Here is a 15,765-nt window from a genome sequence, read left to right as displayed (position 1 = left end):
GGTTCCAAACAGCAGTATGGAACTGACTGCTGAGCAGCGAACGATCCGTGATGTGGTTCGGGAGTTTGCTGTCGAAGAACTACGTGAGGGTGCACAGGAGGCGGACAAAACGGAGACGTTTCCTGAAGATCTGTGGGATGGACTTGCAGAACTTGATCTCACTGGCTTAACTGTCCCGCTCGAATACGGTGGCTATGAGGCCGATCGGGTTACCTATGCACTCGTTAATGAGGAGGTTGCGTACGGCCAACTTGCGGTTGCTACGGCGCTTTCGGTACACTGTCTTGCGACTTCGTGTCTCTCCGAGTTCGGAACTGACGAACAGAAAGAGCAGTGGCTTCCGGAGATGGCGACTGGCCGTCCAGTTGGGATGTTTTGCCTGTCAGAGCCGGAGGCAGGATCAAACCCTGCAGAGATGAGTACAACTGCTATTCGGGAGGGTGATGAATACGTCCTCAATGGGCGAAAACAGTGGATCACAAACGGGCAGCGAGGCGAAGTTGCGATCGTCTTTGCAAAAACCGACCCGGAAGACGACGGGTCAGTGACACAGTTTCTCGTTCCAAAATCCACAGCCGGTGTTGAGGTTGGCAAAAAAGAGGAAAAGCTTGGACTCCGCGCAAGCGATACCACCCAACTCACGTTTGATGACGTTCGTATTCCTGCCGAAAACAGACTTACTGCGGAGGGACGAGGGCTGTCAGCAGCGTTCCATATCCTCACTGGTGGTCGGGTAGGGATTGCGGCGCAGGCAGTTGGTGTCGCACAGGCGGCGTTCGATCAGGCACGAACGTATGCGCATGAAAGAGAGCAGTTTGATGCACCCATTTCGGAGATCCAGACAATTCGGCATAAGTTCGCAGAGATGGCAACCCAGATTGAGGCCTCACGCGGACTCGTCCATGAGGCCGCGCGACAGGATGATGCCGGTGAAGATAACAGAGTGACTGCGGCAATGGCGAAATACTTTGCAAGTGAGGCTGCTGTTGATGTGGCAAACGAGGCAGTTCAGATCCACGGCGGCTATGGGTATATGTCCGAGTTCGATGTTGAGCGGTTCTACCGTGATGCAAAGATTACAACGATCTACGAGGGTACATCTGAAATTCAAAAAGAGATCATCGCTCGTGGAGTGCTTGATTAGACTGCTACTGTAGCCAAAGCAGTTTTTCGCCCGAACCACGTCTCTGTTGTATGGAGTACGATGGATATGACGCGATCGTCTATGATCTTGATGGAACACTCGTCTATTTGAAGGTTGATTGGGCTGCGGTCGCCCGTGATGTTATTGCAGTGTATGCTGCGGAAGATATTGATGTCGCAGGCGAAGACCTGTGGACGCTCACAGCTCAAGCATCATCGGTTGGGTTGGGTGGCGCTGTTGAGGATGCAATCAGCGCACACGAACGAGAGGGTGCTCGGACATCCGATCGACTTGCGCTCGCGGATGATGTTTCTTCGCTTTCTGTTCCCGTCGGGGTCTGTTCGCTCAACTGCGAGGCGGCATGTGAGATTGCCCTTGAGACGCACACCCTCCACAGCGATGTCGACGCCATTGTTGGTCGAGATACCGTTCCAAAACAAAAACCCGATCCAGAGCCGTTGCTCGCAGCGATCGACGGGCTGGGTGCAACACCAGAAGAGACACTATTTATTGGTGATTCAGAGAGTGATAAAACAACCGCTGAGAGGGCTGGGACCGACTTTCGCTACGTTCCATAGCTGCTTAGGCGGTGTCTGTGTCCGTATCAGTTGGCTCACGTTCTTCCTCTGTGTCTGCTTCGTTTCCTACGCGGCGTTTTTCATACAGAAACAGTGCGATCGACGTACAGAGCCAAATGGGCGCGCCAACTTGGATCGCAAAGCTCGCACGTGCACCCCATCCAGGAAGTACTGTAAATGCCGAGAGGATCGCGACGATCGGCGCGCCAATGAGTATTGTGAGGACGAACGTCATTTGCATTACCCAGCCGAAATCAACACCCTCCGGGTCTGTGCGTTCGATAAGTTCCGGCACATCCGATAGTAGCTGGTCGGTGGTTAATGTCGTTGCGGTTTTCCGTGAAAGACCAGGACAGATCGGATTTGTTTACTTATTTGAGATAGAATGGCGGCTATGGTCACCACACGGGGCCTCCGAGAACAGGCCGGCTCGGAGCCAATTACGATGCTCACCGCATACGATGCGCCAACAGCAAAGCTCATTGACGAGGCTGGAATTGATATCATTCTTGTCGGTGATAGCATGGGCAACGCCGTATTGGGTCATGAATCAACGCTTCCCGTAACTATCGACGAGGTCAAAAGCCGAACCGCCGCAGTCTCCCGTGTCACAGAGAACGCACTTGTCGTTGCGGATATGCCGTTTCTTTCGTTCGGGGTTGATGAAGCAGAGACAATTAGAAACGCGGGCATGATGTTGAAAGAAGCCGGGGCTGATGCAGTCAAACTCGAAAGTGGTGCACACACTGTCGAGACGACACAGCGGTTGACAGAGCTTGGAATCCCGGTGATGGCACACCTTGGTTTGACACCCCAGCATGTGAATCAGATTGGTGGATACGGTCGTCAGGGGACAACAAAACAGGCAGCACGCGAAATCCTTGCGCTCGGACGCGAACATGAGTCTGCGGGTGCATTCTCGCTTGTCTTAGAACATATCCCGGAAAACTTGGCAGCACAGGTTACATCGGAGATTTCGATTCCAACGATCGGTATCGGCGCTGGTCGAGACTGTGATGGGCAGGTGCTTGTGATTACAGATGTACTTGGCTTAGATGAGTGGTCGCCACCATTTTCAAAACAGTTTGGCGACGTCCGTTCTGAAATTCAAAACGCAGTTACGGCATACAAAGATGCGGTCGAAAACGGGCAGTTCCCAACTGCAGAGCAAAGCCACATTGAAGAAGAACTAGATGAACTCTACTAAGTACTAGGTGGAGAGAAACGATCGGAGCGTCTCATTAAATTGGGCTGGATTTTCAAGCATCGGAAGATGCGCTGCATCATCGATAACCGCTAATGAGCAGTCGGGCATCTCGGAGACAAAGTATTCGTGGTAGCGTTTTGGCGTGAGTTTATCATGCTCACCAACAACAGCGAGCGTTTCGGTCTCGATCGTCGCAATTTTCTCCCGGACATCAAATGTGTGACAGGTCTGAAAGTCGCGGGAAACAACTGCTTGTCCGGCGTCCTGCATTGCAGCCAGTGACATCTCTACGAGCTGTGGGGATGGGTCATGAAAGAGCCGGTCGGGGGCGTGTAAGAATTCGATCGCCCGTTCGAAATCATCCGCCAGCCATGAAAGAAGATCATCAAGCACAGCAAGGCGAGCACCGGTTCCTGTAAGAACTAATTTCGATGGCTCATACTCACGGTTGAGGACCGTTTCAAGCACCACTGCACCGCCGAGAGAGTTACCAACAAGAATATCGGCATCAACTGCGCTTGCAACTGCGACAACATCGTCCACGTACGCACTCAGTGCTTCATATCCTGGATCAGTCTCGACATCATCACTGTTACCATGTCCACTGAGATCAAGCCCAACAATGGTATATTCGTCTGCGAGGCGGCTTTGTGACTTCCAAACCGCATGAGAGCCACCGCTTCCGTGGACACACAGGACTGTTTCCCCTGAACTGTCTCGATCGAACACTCGATACGCAGTCTCCCGTCCGTGGTGTGTAACCCGCTCCATACCACATACTCCCGACGAGCCAAAATAAACTATCGGGGTCAACAGCTCACGAAGTAACAACGATAGGTGTGAACCACAATACAAGTCTTTAACACAATCTAGGCGCCGTATTGCGAATTCTAAGCGATAAGTTTTAATACTAATAAGACTAACTACGAGTTAGTTAGATGAACTCAGCACAACTGTCTGGTCGTGATGAACGCTTCCTCCGTCGTTATGAGTACGACGACGGGTGGGTCATTGCGGCAGATCTACCAGTAGATGATGAATCGGTCGACGTTGATATCGTCGGAGCAACAGCAATTGTTGTGATTGACCACGGCAATCAGGTCTCCGAGACTGAGTTTACGCTCCCAGGTCCCGGGGCAACAGTTGATATGAAAAACGGCGTACTCACTATTACGGGACAACAATGAAACTCACTGTCAAACCACTCAAACAGAAGGATGCAAACCGCCGTCTTGCGGCGGTCGATCGCCTCGCAGCTGAAGAGCTTGAGCTCAGCGGTGGTGATTTCATCCGCATTGATGCGAACGAAGGAACTGCTATTGCGCGTGTATGGCCCGGCTATCCGGAAGATGATGGAACCGGAATCATCCGGATTGACGGACGGCTTCGACAGGAAGCAAATGTCGGTATCGATGATAAGGTCACGATCGAAAAAGCGGAGGTCAAGCGTGCAGAATCGATTACGATTGCACTTCCACAACGGCTCGGCATCCGTGGGAACATTGACTCGCTCATTCGGCGCGAGCTAGGCGGCCAGCCAGTAACAAAAGGCCAGAACGTCCAACTGCCGCTCGGATTTGGATTTATGGGCGGACAGAGCCAAGCAGTCCCACTCAAAATCGCGTCCACCAGTCCAACTGGGACCGTTGTCGTCACTGACGAGACTGAGGTCAAAATTTCCGAAAAGCCAGCCGAGCAGATCCACGGAAGCACCGCCGCAGGGCAGCCAGCCGCACCAACACCGGACATCACCTACGAAGACATTGGTGGTCTCGATAGCGAACTTGAGCAGGTTCGTGAGATGATTGAACTGCCAATGCGACATCCTGAGCTGTTCAAGCGGCTCGGAATTGAGCCACCGAAGGGTGTACTCCTCCACGGGCCGCCAGGTACCGGAAAGACGCTGATCGCCAAAGCGGTCGCAAACGAGATTGATGCGTCCTTCCACACCGTTTCAGGGCCGGAGATCATGTCGAAATACTACGGCGAGTCCGAAGAACAGCTCCGTGATGTGTTCGAAGAGGCGTCTCAAGAGGCCCCAGCGATCATCTTCATGGATGAGTTGGATTCGATCGCCCCAAAACGTGAAGAAGCAGGTGGGGACGTTGAACGGCGTGTTGTCGCCCAACTGCTCAGCCTGATGGATGGGCTCGAAGACCGTGGCCAAGTCGTTGTGATCGGCGCAACCAACCGTGTTGATGCGATCGATCCTGCACTTCGACGTGGTGGCCGCTTCGATCGTGAGATCGAAATTGGTGTGCCGGACCGGGACGGCAGAAAAGAGATTCTGCAGGTCCACACCCGGAACATGCCGCTAACCGAGGGGATCGATCTCGATCTCTACGCGGAGAATACGCATGGATTCGTTGGCGCGGATCTCGAATCGTTGGCAAAAGAGTCTGCGATGAACGCGCTACGGCGAATTCGTCCACAGCTTGATCTCGAAAGCGATGAGATCGATGCGGATGTGCTCCAGTCGATTCAGGTGACCGAAAACGATCTCAAGGAGGCGCTTAAAGGCATCGAGCCATCGGCACTCCGTGAGGTGTTTGTCGAGGTACCAGACGTCTCATGGGAGAACGTTGGCGGGTTAGAAGACACCAAAGAACGGCTCCGTGAGACGATTCAATGGCCACTCGAATATCCTGAAGTGTTCGAAGCGATGGACATGCAGTCAGCAAAGGGGGTCTTGCTCTACGGCCCACCAGGGACCGGAAAGACACTCTTGGCGAAGGCGGTGGCAAACGAGAGCGAGTCAAACTTCATCTCGATCAAAGGCCCAGAGCTCCTCAACAAGTTCGTCGGTGAATCCGAGAAAGGCGTCCGTGAAGTGTTCTCGAAAGCACGTGAGAACGCGCCAACGATCGTCTTCTTCGACGAGATTGATGCAATCGCAACCGAGCGTGGAAGCGGGTCAACCGACTCCGGCGTGGGCGAGCGCGTTGTCAGCCAACTGTTGACCGAGCTTGACGGGCTTGAGACGCTCGAAGATGTGGTTGTTGTCGCGACAACCAACCGCCCGGATCTGATCGATTCAGCGCTGCTTCGGCCGGGGCGGCTCGATCGCCACGTCCACGTCCCAGTGCCCGACGAGGAGGCTCGCAGGGCAATATTCGCCGTCCACACCGAGCACAAACCGCTTGCAGAAGATGTGGATCTTGATTCGCTCGCTCGGCGAACAGATGGCTACGTTGGTGCGGATATTGAGGCGCTCTGCCGTGAGGCTTCGATGGCTGCCTCGCGTGAGTTCATTCGCAGTGTCAAGCCCGAAGAGATCGGTGAATCAGTCGGCAACGTTCGTGTGACGATGCAGCACTTCGAAAATGCACTCGATGAAGTGAACCCAAGCGTAACCGATGATACGCGGAAACGCTACGATGAGATCGAACAGCGGTTCAAAAAGAGCGACGTTGAACGCGAAGAAAGCGAGTTCGGTGGCGCATTCCAATAATCAGTTTGGCTATCGAAGTTTCAGCCGCTGATGGCTGAAACGAGGCTATTTTATCAATCGCACCTCCAACTGTGTGCAATGACAACTGAGTCCGATGATGAACCATCGGTGCCGATCGTCTGTGAGGAATGTGGAACCAACGCTCGCATTCCACTCTCAGAACTGGCTGACAAGCTTGCATCGCACAACGATCGCGTCCATGATGGTGAACAGATCGCAGTCGTCGAGCCAGCGATTGTCGAACACATTGCAGATATGGCTGCGGACGATCTCGGAATCTTCGAAGAGTAGCAATTTTTGCTGACGTGAGCGCTGTACGCAGAGCGATCCCAGAATATCCCTGACGCGGTTACTTTTCCGTATTACATCGCTGACAGCGGGATCTTTCAGTATGATCATCCTCGTTCCCCTCGGCTGGCCAATCGTGTCCTCGTATCCAACAGATCACGGCCTCAAACCCGTCAACGGGTTTTGAGCCCCACGTCAACAGTACTATACCGGGTACTGACATATTTCCTGTTTAATTTACTTTCGTATTCGCTCCGATAGAACAGGCCGAATCCACGCTGTTTTTGCCGCCGCCAATCAAACCGATAGCTAATGGACGCAGATTTCAAAGCACGTGTAAAGGCGGAAGCCGAAAAACACGCGCTATTTAATGCACTAAAACATGAGAGCGATCCCGATGTTGGGGCAATCATGGGCCCGCTTATGGGTGATAACCCGGATTTCCGGCCACACGGTGGCGAAATCCCGGGGATTGCCGGACAGATCGTCGGGAAGGTTGCAGCGATGGATGCGGATTCGCGTCGTGATCGGCTCGAAGAGCTAGACCCTGAGCTGGCAGCCGAACTCGATGCAGAGGAGGAAGAAGATGAACATACCCTTCCATCACTTCCAAATGCGGATGCATACGAGGAGATACGGATGCGCGCCGCACCGAACCCGAATGGACCATGGCATCTTGGGCACGCACGAATGCCGTCCGTGATCGGGACGTACAAAGAGCGCTACGATGGGCACTTTATCGTTCGGTTTGACGACACTGATCCGGAGACAAAGCGCCCGGATCTGGCTGCATATGACCTTATCGTTGATGATATCGAGTACCTTGGTTTTGAACCGGATGAGGTGCTTCGTGCATCCGATCGGCTCGAAACATACTATGAGTATGCCCGTGAGCTGATTGAGATGGGCGGGGCATACACCTGTGACCTTCCCGGAGCGGAGTTCTCCGAACTCAAGAACTCGGGCAAGCCATCGCCAAACCGAGACAAAGATTCTGAGACCGTTCTCGAGGAGTTTGAGGCGATGGTCAACGGTGAGTATCACTCCGGCGAGATGGTGCTTCGCGTCAAAACCGACATCACCCACAAGAACCCAGCACTTCGTGACTGGGTTGGGTTCCGGATGATTGACACGCCGCACCCACGTGAAGAGGCAGCAGACTATCGCTGTTGGCCAATGTTGGACTTCCAATCCGGTATTGATGACCATCTTACCGGTGTAACCCACATTATTCGTGGGATCGATCTCCAAGACTCCGCGAAGCGACAACGGTTCCTGTATGACTATTTCGATTGGGAGTATCCAGAAGTGCTTCACTGGGGTCACGTCCAACTCGATGCGTATGACGTGAAGATCTCGACATCCACAATCAAACAGCTGATCGAAGACGGTGAGTTGGATGGATGGGATGATCCGCGTGCACCAACGCTTCGATCGGTTCGAAGACGCGGCATTCGTGGCGATGCAATCGTCGAATCGATGATCGGGCTTGGGATGTCCACCTCTGATGTCGATCTCGCAATGTCCTCGATCTATGCGAATAACCGCGAACTCGTTGACGACACGGCAAATCGCTACTTCTTCGTCCGCGATGGTGTCTCGGTGCCGGTGATTGAGGGTCCACAAGCGGGTCATCCGCCACTACATCCAGACCATGACGATCGTGGGACACGAACGATCCCTGTCTCGGATGCTGTGTTGATCGAACAAGATGATGTCCCCGCACTCGACGATCGCGTCTGGCTCAAAGGCTACGGTTGTGTCCGATACACTGATGATGGCTTTGTCTACGTTGGTGAGGATATTAGCGCCGTTCGAGAGGATGGTGTTGCTGTGATTCACTGGACACCGGACAATGGCTCGGTCCCAGTACGAATGCGAACCGCAGACGGAGATGTAACTGGCCACGCAGAGCCCGAGTTTACGGAGACTAGCGTAGACGATATTGTTCAGTTTGAGCGGATCGGATTTGCTCGTGTTGATACGCACACCGATGAGGAGTCTGTCACGTACTACACCCACCCGTAGTGGTTAGAAGACAACGACAGCGAGAAGAAATCCGAGAAGAATACAGATTGTCAACAACAGCTGCATAACGGTTGAGGCCAAGATTCCACCACCGGTGTATAGAGCCCGCTTGAGTGCCACTTCGATCGACGCACCCTTGTGCATCTCGAGGGAGAAGACGACCCCTAATACACCAGCAACGATCCCGACTGGGCCAGCAACAAAAAATAGGAGGACGGCTGCGATCGCGGCCGCTGCGACGACCTGATTTGACGCCCCGCTTGCTTTTGCTGCCAACGGCCCACCAAAATGTTCGAGCACTGCTGCCAAGACTCCCGCAAGCGTCAGTCCCAGGAGTATGAGGATGTGGATCGACCCCTCGCCAAAGAACACATATGCGTAGACACCTGCAAGGGAGAGTAATCCGGATGGCAACAGTGGAACAACACTTCCGACAACACCCAACAGTAGAAAGCCGATCGCAACGAGGAGGACAATCTCAACCATAGCTATGATTGGGTGTACAGAATAAAAAGTGCGCCTGCTCAGCGACCTACATGTAGCGAGCCTGTTCACGCGCAAGTCGATCGCCGCCAAATCGCATCCCGATCGGCCGAAAGCCACGGGCAATTGCCCGTTTTGTTGGCCGCGTTGTTGAATGACCAACCTCCGTAGCAATGTCTTCCCAAGCCCACCCTTGCAGGACGCGTCTGATGAGGATGTGTCGATCAGTCGATGTGAGTTCGCTGGCAGGGTCAATCAACTCAGCACACAACAGCATCTCAAACGCAGTTGGACTCGCGGCGAGCAATCCGGGGCCATACAAGACTGCCCCGACAAGCTCCCACTGGCGATCGGTCAGTGACACTGGAACTGAATCTGAGGTCGACCGATCGATTCCACCCAGCGTCTCTGCAACGACATCCGGATCCATCGAAGAAAGCGGCCCTGAAAGCGTCCCTCGAAGCCGATCGAGGAGCCAGTTCCGATGGCGATCTGCAAGTTGTTCACCAGCTGCAGAACATGGATCAACAAGCAGGACGGAGTACTTTCCGCTCGTCGCATTCTGTGTCGTTGCGAGGTGAATCGTCTGAAAGCCATTTCGGCTCCAAAATCGAACAAGCGACGGTGTCGCTCCAAATGAGACGCTTAAATAATCACATTGTGTCTGATATGTCGATCGAATCTCCGCAAGGAGTGCGCTTGCAAGGCCCTGGTTCTGCGTGCTCGTATGTGTTGCAATTCGTTGGATCCGTTTTCCGATTGGTGCTCCGGCCTCCGCATCTCGAAGGTGACTTGTGAGAATATCCGGAACAAGGTTTCCGGCGACGCGACCGCCTCGAAACAACCGTTCTCGTGTCTGGCTATCTAACCCACCTTCCTCGACGACCAATGCAACAGAGACGGGATGTCCAGCGTGCAATAGCGCGTGCACTGAGGCGTTCGGTGCATCAAGAAGCCTAAGAAGGTCGGTTGGTGTTGTTCGATAATGTGCAGAGACAAGCAGTCCGAATACCGATCGAAGGAGCGATTCATCGGTTGCTAACATGTCCTGTGTGAGCTGTTGGTACTGGACCGTCTCCGGTGTTGCTTCAGAAACGGCCTGCTCAACGGGTGGGGATGCATCTAGCAGGAGCGTCCGAAAGCTCCACTGCTCGATCGGATCATCTCCAGCGTATCGTATTGGCTCCGAAAGCGTGCAGTACTGTATGTGGTGGCTACTTGCGTCTAGCTGTTCACGAAAGCGGATGGTAAATCCTCTTCCGGTCCCCTCATAACCGCGAACCGTTGTCGAAAAGGCGATCGAGGTGGCGGCAGTGAGTTTGGTTAGCGTCTCAATTGGGATTGCTGCTGCCTCCTCAACAAAGAGCACCGACGTCTCGTTTGCGGCTTTTGTTGCATCCTCTACCGGCTGGAAGCTGATTGATCCGTCCGCGGGTGAGTCGAGGTTCTCGATCGTTTCGGCTGCGGCTGCAAGGAGTGTTGCTGCATGATCTCTCGTTGGTGCGGTAACTGTAACATCAATCCCGTCAGCACAGAGTGCTGCCGCAGCGAAGCCACATGCGGTCGATTTCCCTCGGCCTCGATCGGCTTCGATGACGATCGCTGTGTTTGGCGTCGCAAGCGATTCAAGCGCCTGGACTGCACGCACTTGGTCACGGGTGAGACACTGCTCATAGACACGCAGTGGAAACTGCGGCTGTGTTGGCACTCGTGGCTGCAGGTGAGGTGCTGTGTTCGTACTCGTCGGCTCATACCGATCGATGCGTGTGTTGTCATCTACTGAGACGATCGAAATACCGGGGTGTGTCTCAAGCAATCGGATCAGCCGATCGAGGAATCGACAGCCAACATCGTGCTTGGTGTACGGCGGTGACACCACAGCCGTCGCAAGCGAGGTTTCCTGTTGGTTCCAATCATCAAGCGGAGGGGTCAACATAATATAGAGCCCGCCACCATCGACTGCACCGACAGTTTGCCCAATCGTATCCGGTGTCCACTTCCCGTGACAGTCAACAACGACAATCTCTTTGGTTTGTCCAAGCAGGGTGGCTGCCTGATCGGGATGGTGTCGATCGTACCGAAATCCTTCCTGTTCGGTTACGAGGTGTACGTCATCTGTTCCGTAGGCGTCGATTGCAGTGTATGCCGCATCAATACCTGCAGATTGTGTGCCGGAGAACACGATCATTCGCCGCTCGTTCGTCTCCGTGGCCTCGGCTTTGAGCGATTGAACAAGCGAGCGAATGTCCATTCGTTATGGGTTTGTGTGGCTGCTCAACGTATCCGGTTCATCGTATCGCTCGAGCAGTTCCTGTCGATGATTTAGCTGTGCGTTTGCACGACGAAACACTCCCATCAGCGTGTGCACCTCTCGATCGGTCGGGTGTGTGCGGCCGATCAACCGTCGAATGAGCCGTGTCGTTTTCTCCGTTTTTCGATCGTTGTACCCCTGTGCAGCAAGGAATTCCGAAAGATATCCATAGAGCCGCTCAATATCCGGCTCGGCTGCACGTGTCTGGGTTACGTCTGGAAGCTGTGTCTCAGCGATCGTTAGCTCACGAAGCTCGTACAAAAGTACTGTCGCTGCCTGCCCAAGATTAAGCACCGGATATTCATCACTCGCAGGGATCGAACAGATCTGATCGATTTGTGCAAGTTCCTCGTTTGAGAGTCCAGTCCCTTCGCGACCAAACACGATCGCCGTCGGCGCCGAAAGCGTTCGGAGATCCTGTTTGATTTCGACAGGTGTTTTGAACGGATAGCGGATATGTCGACGACTATCCTCACCGGTGATGGCCGTACAGCCGATTGTATGGTAGTTGTTGACAACTTCATCGAATGTGACCTCACGCGCGTTTGGAAGGATATCCTCACGAGCATGTCCAGCGAACCCATACGCTTCGCTATCGCGGTGCAATTCAGGCGGGTCCACCAAGAGCAGTTCCTCAAGTCCAAAATTTTTCATCGCCCGTGCGATCGTTCCGATATTGCCAGGCGTTTTTGGGTCGACAACAACGACCACCGGCTTTTTGAACACCTCAGATTCTGTGTTTTCGCCGCTCATTTCTTGCTTGGGTACTGTGTCCCGAGATCAAGTCCATCAAGATCTTCGTCTGTTAACGGCTCGCACTCGTCACCTTTTGGCTCATCATCGTACTGACGGAGATCGATTCGCCGTGGCTCGTAGTCTTCCTGTAGCTCGGCGTAGATCTCCTCTGGACCGGGAGGTGTTGGGAGATCGTCCGGGTCTGTATCGACATGCTCAACGGTGCCATACTCCGCCGGCGATCGGTTCCCTGCTGCGTACCACTCGTGGAACGCATCAGCAAACTCCTCTTCGCCACGGAACTGGCTCCCGTCTTCGTGTTGATACCAATACATGAAGTCCGGCTCATGTTGTGCACAGAGAATCACCTCACCCATTGGCTCACCATACACGATCGCTGCCTCACGACAGCGGCGAATGTTCTCATTACCGTGCTCAAGATAGCAGGCATCACACGGCTTGTCCATTAGTGTGGTTAGCCGAACGAGTCGTTGTCGTGGATCGAGTGGAATCTCCTCCAGCGGCTTGAAGGTCCCATCCTCAGCGAAGATTTCTGACTCCTCGAAGCGCCATCCACGAAGCCCGACGCTTACTTTGCTCATACGGGCAGGTAATGGCTGTACTAATAAAAAGCGCGTGACTTGCTGTGTCGCCGATACCGGACGGTCTATGTGTCTGCCGACCGTCTATTTAGATATGCGAAACGTGGACGCTGCAGGGTTGGGCATTGGTGATGAATACCCCCCGCGAATTATGGGTGTACTCAACGTTTCTGACGAATCGCCATACAAACCAAGTGTGTTTGATAACCCGGGTGAGGCGGCAGAATATGTCGATCGAGAGCTGATTGATGAGGGTGCAGACATTGTTGATGTCGGGCTTGAATCCGCGAATAAAAAATTCGAGGTACTCACGGCTGACGAAGAGCTTGAGCGGCTCGATACTGCAATTGAAACGATCGAAAGCGTCTCCGGAGATGCTGTGTTCTCGATCGAAACACGCTATCATGAGGTTGCAGATGCAGCACTCTCTCGTGGGTTTGATATGGTAAACGACATCTGTGGCTTTGCCGATCCGAAGATGCCGGAGATCTGTCGTGAGTACGATGTTGCCGTTGCAAAGATGGCCTCACCACCGGATCTTAAGCGCCCTGGTGCAATTGAAGCGGTCGATGATATTTATGATGCGCTTGAGTTGAATGGTCTCACTGACAAGACGATCGTTGACCCCGCCTTCGGTGGGTGGAGCGAGGAGAAGACGATCGAAGACGATCAGGAAACCTTCCACAGGCTTCGTGAGTTCCGTGGCTATGGGCTTCCAATCTTGGTCTCAATTAACCGGAAGAACTTCTTGCGATCGGTCGCAGGCAGAGGGACAGAGGATGCCCTTGCGGTCTCGCTTGCTGCAACCTCGATGGCTGTCGAACGTGGTGCACACGTGATCCGAACCCACGACGTTCGAGAGACGAAGGATGCAGCACTCATCGGTGCTGAGTTTGCTCGTGATCGAGTCAGCTCTTCGCGGTCCGACCTGTCAGTTGAAGAGCTGGATATTACAACGCCACGGGAGGCTGGCCGTCATCTCGATCGGATTGGTGGCGACGAAACAGCCGCAGCACAGAGCGTCACGCGTGTGTTTGAGTTGGAAGGAGTATCGAGTGACAATCGCCCTGCGCTAACAACCGCTGCGGATGCGAGTGGTGTCGCTGTTGTAACGGGCGATCGTAGCGACTCAATCCTTGTGATTGGAACCGACGGTGCAGTCGATCGGTTTGCAGACGCGATCACCGCCGAAAGCAGTGCGCTTCAGTACGTCGCCGCACAGCTCACTGAGTCGTATGAAATTTGAAACATGGGAACCGGTGTATGAAGAAATCCTGCGTGATTTCGGCTTCGATCGCGCAGCTGATGAGCGGGCGCGCGATGTTGCAGCCGAGTACGCTCAGGCATTTGATCTCGATCGGCTCTCGGGTATCAATGGGCAGACCGTTGCGATCGTTGGCGCGGCACCTTCACTGACTGACACTGTAGAGCGCGTCTCTGGTGCGGACGTGACTATTGCAGCCTCAACAGCGGCAGATGTCGTTCGTGAGGCAGGCTATGCGGTCGATATCATGGTCACAGACCTGGATAAAAACAACGATACTGCAGCCGAGTTGACACACGAGGGAACGATCGTTGCTGCACATGCGCATGGAGATAACATCCCTGCGATTCAGTCGTGGTTTCCGACAGCGGACCGATCGAACGTACTCACAACAACCCAAGCAGCCCCGATCGAGACAGTAGACAATTTTGGTGGCTTCACCGATGGCGATCGGGCAGCATTTCTCGCCGATGCATTTGGTGCATCGGAGTTGATATTTGTTGGATGGGAGTTTGATGACCCAACCGTTGACAACATGAAAGCACAAAAGCTCGCGTGGGCTGAGAAACTCCTCTACTGGTTGGAGAACCGACGTGGTGAGCGGTTTTCGGTACTGGACGCAAACCGAGACATCTTATTGGATTTATCGGAGGAAACGTTTGACTAGACGTCTATCGGTTGTTCTTGCTCTTGCTCTTGTTCGAGATCGACACGAAGTTCAAACAGCCGGTCGCCACAGCCTTGGCAGGTTCCCGCAATCACATCGTATCTGAAACAGCAGGATTCGACAACATCCTGATCCATCGTGACCGTTCCTTCACACGTTGGACACTGCTCAATAAAGAGTCTAAATGCACCGACGATCTCTGCTCGCTGTGCAACAAAGAGGCGATCCCAGTCTGTAGTTTGGCTTGCAAACACGCGATGTGCGGCCATATCTGCAACAAATGCCGATCGTGATTCCCATGATCCGATCCGCTCCTCATCAATCCGGGCAACGTATGCATCATCTTCCCACCCCAGCGTGAGCTCAGATGCGGGAAGATCCGAAAACTGTGAGAGTGCCGCTTTGTCCGACTGCTCCGCACTCAGATCTGCAACTCGAACCCACCAGTCCTCTTTGATGATTGGATTGATAACCAAATCATCGATCGCTTCATCCTCAACAATGAACGCATGTTGCTGGAGATACTCGCCCGGGTCGACATCTGCAGCGGTTGGCTTCGGTGGTGCTTTTCCAAACCAGCGAAGAAGCCACTCTGGAAAATACTGCTTTGTCAGCTCTGGGGTGCCTGGGATAAGATAGCCGCGAAGCCAGATCGTCGCAACTGCAAATGCAAAAAAGACGAGTCCGAGGCTGGGAACAAAAACACCAAGCAATGTTGCGATCGTCGCGGCAATAATTAGATTGACGACAGTGCATGGAAAACATCGGTTTGCGCCGGTATATTGTGGATCTTTTGTGACTGTGACAAGCTCGTGTGCTCTCTGAAACATTGTACACAGTCGTCCCCAATACAGGGTAGTTATGACCATCGTACGGGTACGTAGGCAGTGCAATCCGTTTCTTTTGGCATCGGTGAGCAGTATGAGCATATATTCTCCAACCGTCGATAAAAACGTCAATGAGGACCATCCACAACAGATGGCTGCCTAATCTTATACACTCGCTGG

The 15,765-nt window shown here is 53.6% G+C and carries 16 protein-coding genes; 9 read left to right on the top strand and 7 right to left on the bottom strand.

The window, feature by feature from the left end:
* The first annotated feature begins 16 nt into the window (after positions 1 to 16).
* Positions 17 to 1,144: an acyl-CoA dehydrogenase family protein gene (locus tag AArcSt2_RS12920; protein ID WP_174654125.1), complete on the top strand. Its 1,128-nt coding sequence runs from the start codon at positions 17 to 19 to the stop codon at positions 1,142 to 1,144.
* Between the two features lie 50 nt (positions 1,145 to 1,194).
* Complete coding sequence (locus AArcSt2_RS12915; protein WP_174654126.1) at positions 1,195 to 1,722, top strand: HAD family hydrolase; 528 nt, start codon at positions 1,195 to 1,197, stop codon at positions 1,720 to 1,722.
* Positions 1,723 to 1,726: 4 nt separating this feature from the next.
* Here AArcSt2_RS12915 and AArcSt2_RS12910 read toward each other — a convergent pair whose 3' ends face one another.
* On the bottom strand, positions 1,727 to 2,017 hold the full coding sequence (locus AArcSt2_RS12910; RefSeq protein WP_174654127.1) for a DUF5822 domain-containing protein: 291 nt from the start codon (positions 2,015 to 2,017) through the stop codon (positions 1,727 to 1,729).
* A gap of 99 nt (positions 2,018 to 2,116) precedes the next feature.
* Here AArcSt2_RS12910 and panB point away from each other — a divergent pair, with 99 nt between their 5' ends.
* Entirely contained in the window at positions 2,117 to 2,929 is an 813-nt protein-coding gene (gene panB, locus AArcSt2_RS12905; RefSeq protein ID WP_250585223.1) for a 3-methyl-2-oxobutanoate hydroxymethyltransferase, read from the top strand.
* Between the two features lie 3 nt (positions 2,930 to 2,932).
* On the opposite strand, the gene AArcSt2_RS12900 is transcribed toward panB, so the two are convergent.
* Complete coding sequence (locus AArcSt2_RS12900) at positions 2,933 to 3,700, bottom strand: alpha/beta fold hydrolase (protein ID WP_174654129.1); 768 nt, start codon at positions 3,698 to 3,700, stop codon at positions 2,933 to 2,935.
* Positions 3,701 to 3,867: 167 nt separating this feature from the next.
* Here AArcSt2_RS12900 and AArcSt2_RS12895 point away from each other — a divergent pair, with 167 nt between their 5' ends.
* From AArcSt2_RS12895 to AArcSt2_RS12880, 4 genes are all read left to right on the top strand, one after another.
* Positions 3,868 to 4,116, top strand: a complete 249-nt coding sequence (locus AArcSt2_RS12895) for an Hsp20/alpha crystallin family protein (RefSeq protein WP_174654130.1) — start codon at positions 3,868 to 3,870, stop codon at positions 4,114 to 4,116.
* On the top strand, positions 4,113 to 6,380 hold the full coding sequence (locus tag AArcSt2_RS12890; protein ID WP_250585220.1) for a CDC48 family AAA ATPase: 2,268 nt from the start codon (positions 4,113 to 4,115) through the stop codon (positions 6,378 to 6,380). The genes AArcSt2_RS12895 and AArcSt2_RS12890 overlap by 4 nt, the downstream gene beginning before the upstream one ends.
* Before the next feature lie 78 nt (positions 6,381 to 6,458).
* Entirely contained in the window at positions 6,459 to 6,671 is a 213-nt protein-coding gene (locus tag AArcSt2_RS12885) for a DUF8149 family protein (protein ID WP_174654132.1), read from the top strand.
* Positions 6,672 to 6,980: 309 nt separating this feature from the next.
* Positions 6,981 to 8,696 (top strand): glutamate--tRNA ligase, encoded by a 1,716-nt coding sequence (locus AArcSt2_RS12880; protein WP_174654133.1) that lies wholly within the window; start codon positions 6,981 to 6,983, stop codon positions 8,694 to 8,696.
* 3 nt (positions 8,697 to 8,699) lie between these two features.
* Here the strand turns inward: AArcSt2_RS12880 and AArcSt2_RS12875 are convergent, their stop codons facing one another.
* From AArcSt2_RS12875 to AArcSt2_RS12860, 4 genes are read right to left on the bottom strand one after another with little or no spacing between them, the layout of a single operon-like run.
* A complete protein-coding gene (locus tag AArcSt2_RS12875; RefSeq protein ID WP_174654134.1) occupies positions 8,700 to 9,182 on the bottom strand; it encodes a DUF456 domain-containing protein in 483 nt (160 codons plus the stop codon).
* Positions 9,183 to 9,228: 46 nt separating this feature from the next.
* A complete protein-coding gene (gene tmcA, locus AArcSt2_RS12870; RefSeq protein WP_250585218.1) occupies positions 9,229 to 11,430 on the bottom strand; it encodes a tRNA(Met) cytidine acetyltransferase TmcA in 2,202 nt (733 codons plus the stop codon).
* Positions 11,431 to 11,433: 3 nt separating this feature from the next.
* A complete protein-coding gene (locus AArcSt2_RS12865) occupies positions 11,434 to 12,243 on the bottom strand; it encodes an RNA methyltransferase (protein WP_174654136.1) in 810 nt (269 codons plus the stop codon).
* The gene (locus AArcSt2_RS12860; protein ID WP_250585216.1) at positions 12,240 to 12,827 is read right to left on the bottom strand and encodes a DUF8114 family protein; all 588 of its coding nucleotides are present in this window, start codon (positions 12,825 to 12,827) and stop codon (positions 12,240 to 12,242) included. The genes AArcSt2_RS12865 and AArcSt2_RS12860 overlap by 4 nt, the downstream gene beginning before the upstream one ends.
* A 94-nt stretch (positions 12,828 to 12,921) precedes the next feature.
* Here AArcSt2_RS12860 and AArcSt2_RS12855 point away from each other — a divergent pair, with 94 nt between their 5' ends.
* Together AArcSt2_RS12855 and AArcSt2_RS12850 are read left to right on the top strand one after the other, a co-directional pair.
* Positions 12,922 to 14,073: a dihydropteroate synthase gene (locus AArcSt2_RS12855; RefSeq protein ID WP_174654138.1), complete on the top strand. Its 1,152-nt coding sequence runs from the start codon at positions 12,922 to 12,924 to the stop codon at positions 14,071 to 14,073.
* Positions 14,063 to 14,758, top strand: a complete 696-nt coding sequence (locus tag AArcSt2_RS12850) for a 6-hydroxymethylpterin diphosphokinase MptE-like protein (protein ID WP_250585215.1) — start codon at positions 14,063 to 14,065, stop codon at positions 14,756 to 14,758. Before AArcSt2_RS12855 ends, AArcSt2_RS12850 begins: the two co-directional genes overlap by 11 nt.
* Here the strand turns inward: AArcSt2_RS12850 and AArcSt2_RS12845 are convergent.
* Positions 14,755 to 15,588: a DUF8054 domain-containing protein gene (locus AArcSt2_RS12845; RefSeq protein WP_250585213.1), complete on the bottom strand. Its 834-nt coding sequence runs from the start codon at positions 15,586 to 15,588 to the stop codon at positions 14,755 to 14,757. The genes AArcSt2_RS12850 and AArcSt2_RS12845 overlap by 4 nt on opposite strands.
* Between the last annotated feature and the right edge of the window lie 177 nt (positions 15,589 to 15,765).

The sequence above is a fragment of the Natronocalculus amylovorans genome, assembly GCF_023638035.1.
GTDB lineage: Archaea > Halobacteriota > Halobacteria > Halobacteriales > Haloferacaceae > Natronocalculus > Natronocalculus amylovorans.
This window is presented reverse-complemented; position numbering and strand designations above follow the sequence as displayed.

What these genes read in the sequence shown, in the direction of transcription:
- AArcSt2_RS12920 (WP_174654125.1), top strand. Translation starts at nt 17, where the DNA reads ATGGAACTGACTGCTGAGCAGCGAACGATCCGTGATGTGGTTCGGGAG.
- AArcSt2_RS12915 (WP_174654126.1), top strand. Translation starts at nt 1,195, where the DNA reads ATGGAGTACGATGGATATGACGCGATCGTCTATGATCTTGATGGAACA.
- panB (WP_250585223.1), top strand. Translation starts at nt 2,117, where the DNA reads ATGGTCACCACACGGGGCCTCCGAGAACAGGCCGGCTCGGAGCCAATT.
- AArcSt2_RS12900 (WP_174654129.1), bottom strand. Translation starts at nt 3,700, where the DNA reads ATGGAGCGGGTTACACACCACGGACGGGAGACTGCGTATCGAGTGTTC.
- AArcSt2_RS12895 (WP_174654130.1), top strand. Translation starts at nt 3,868, where the DNA reads ATGAACTCAGCACAACTGTCTGGTCGTGATGAACGCTTCCTCCGTCGT.
- AArcSt2_RS12890 (WP_250585220.1), top strand. Translation starts at nt 4,113, where the DNA reads ATGAAACTCACTGTCAAACCACTCAAACAGAAGGATGCAAACCGCCGT.
- AArcSt2_RS12885 (WP_174654132.1), top strand. Translation starts at nt 6,459, where the DNA reads ATGACAACTGAGTCCGATGATGAACCATCGGTGCCGATCGTCTGTGAG.
- AArcSt2_RS12880 (WP_174654133.1), top strand. Translation starts at nt 6,981, where the DNA reads ATGGACGCAGATTTCAAAGCACGTGTAAAGGCGGAAGCCGAAAAACAC.
- AArcSt2_RS12875 (WP_174654134.1), bottom strand. Translation starts at nt 9,182, where the DNA reads ATGGTTGAGATTGTCCTCCTCGTTGCGATCGGCTTTCTACTGTTGGGT.
- tmcA (WP_250585218.1), bottom strand. Translation starts at nt 11,430, where the DNA reads ATGGACATTCGCTCGCTTGTTCAATCGCTCAAAGCCGAGGCCACGGAG.
- AArcSt2_RS12865 (WP_174654136.1), bottom strand. Translation starts at nt 12,243, where the DNA reads ATGAGCGGCGAAAACACAGAATCTGAGGTGTTCAAAAAGCCGGTGGTC.
- AArcSt2_RS12860 (WP_250585216.1), bottom strand. Translation starts at nt 12,827, where the DNA reads ATGAGCAAAGTAAGCGTCGGGCTTCGTGGATGGCGCTTCGAGGAGTCA.
- AArcSt2_RS12855 (WP_174654138.1), top strand. Translation starts at nt 12,922, where the DNA reads ATGCGAAACGTGGACGCTGCAGGGTTGGGCATTGGTGATGAATACCCC.
- AArcSt2_RS12850 (WP_250585215.1), top strand. Translation starts at nt 14,063, where the DNA reads ATGAAATTTGAAACATGGGAACCGGTGTATGAAGAAATCCTGCGTGAT.
- AArcSt2_RS12845 (WP_250585213.1), bottom strand. Translation starts at nt 15,588, where the DNA reads ATGTTTCAGAGAGCACACGAGCTTGTCACAGTCACAAAAGATCCACAA.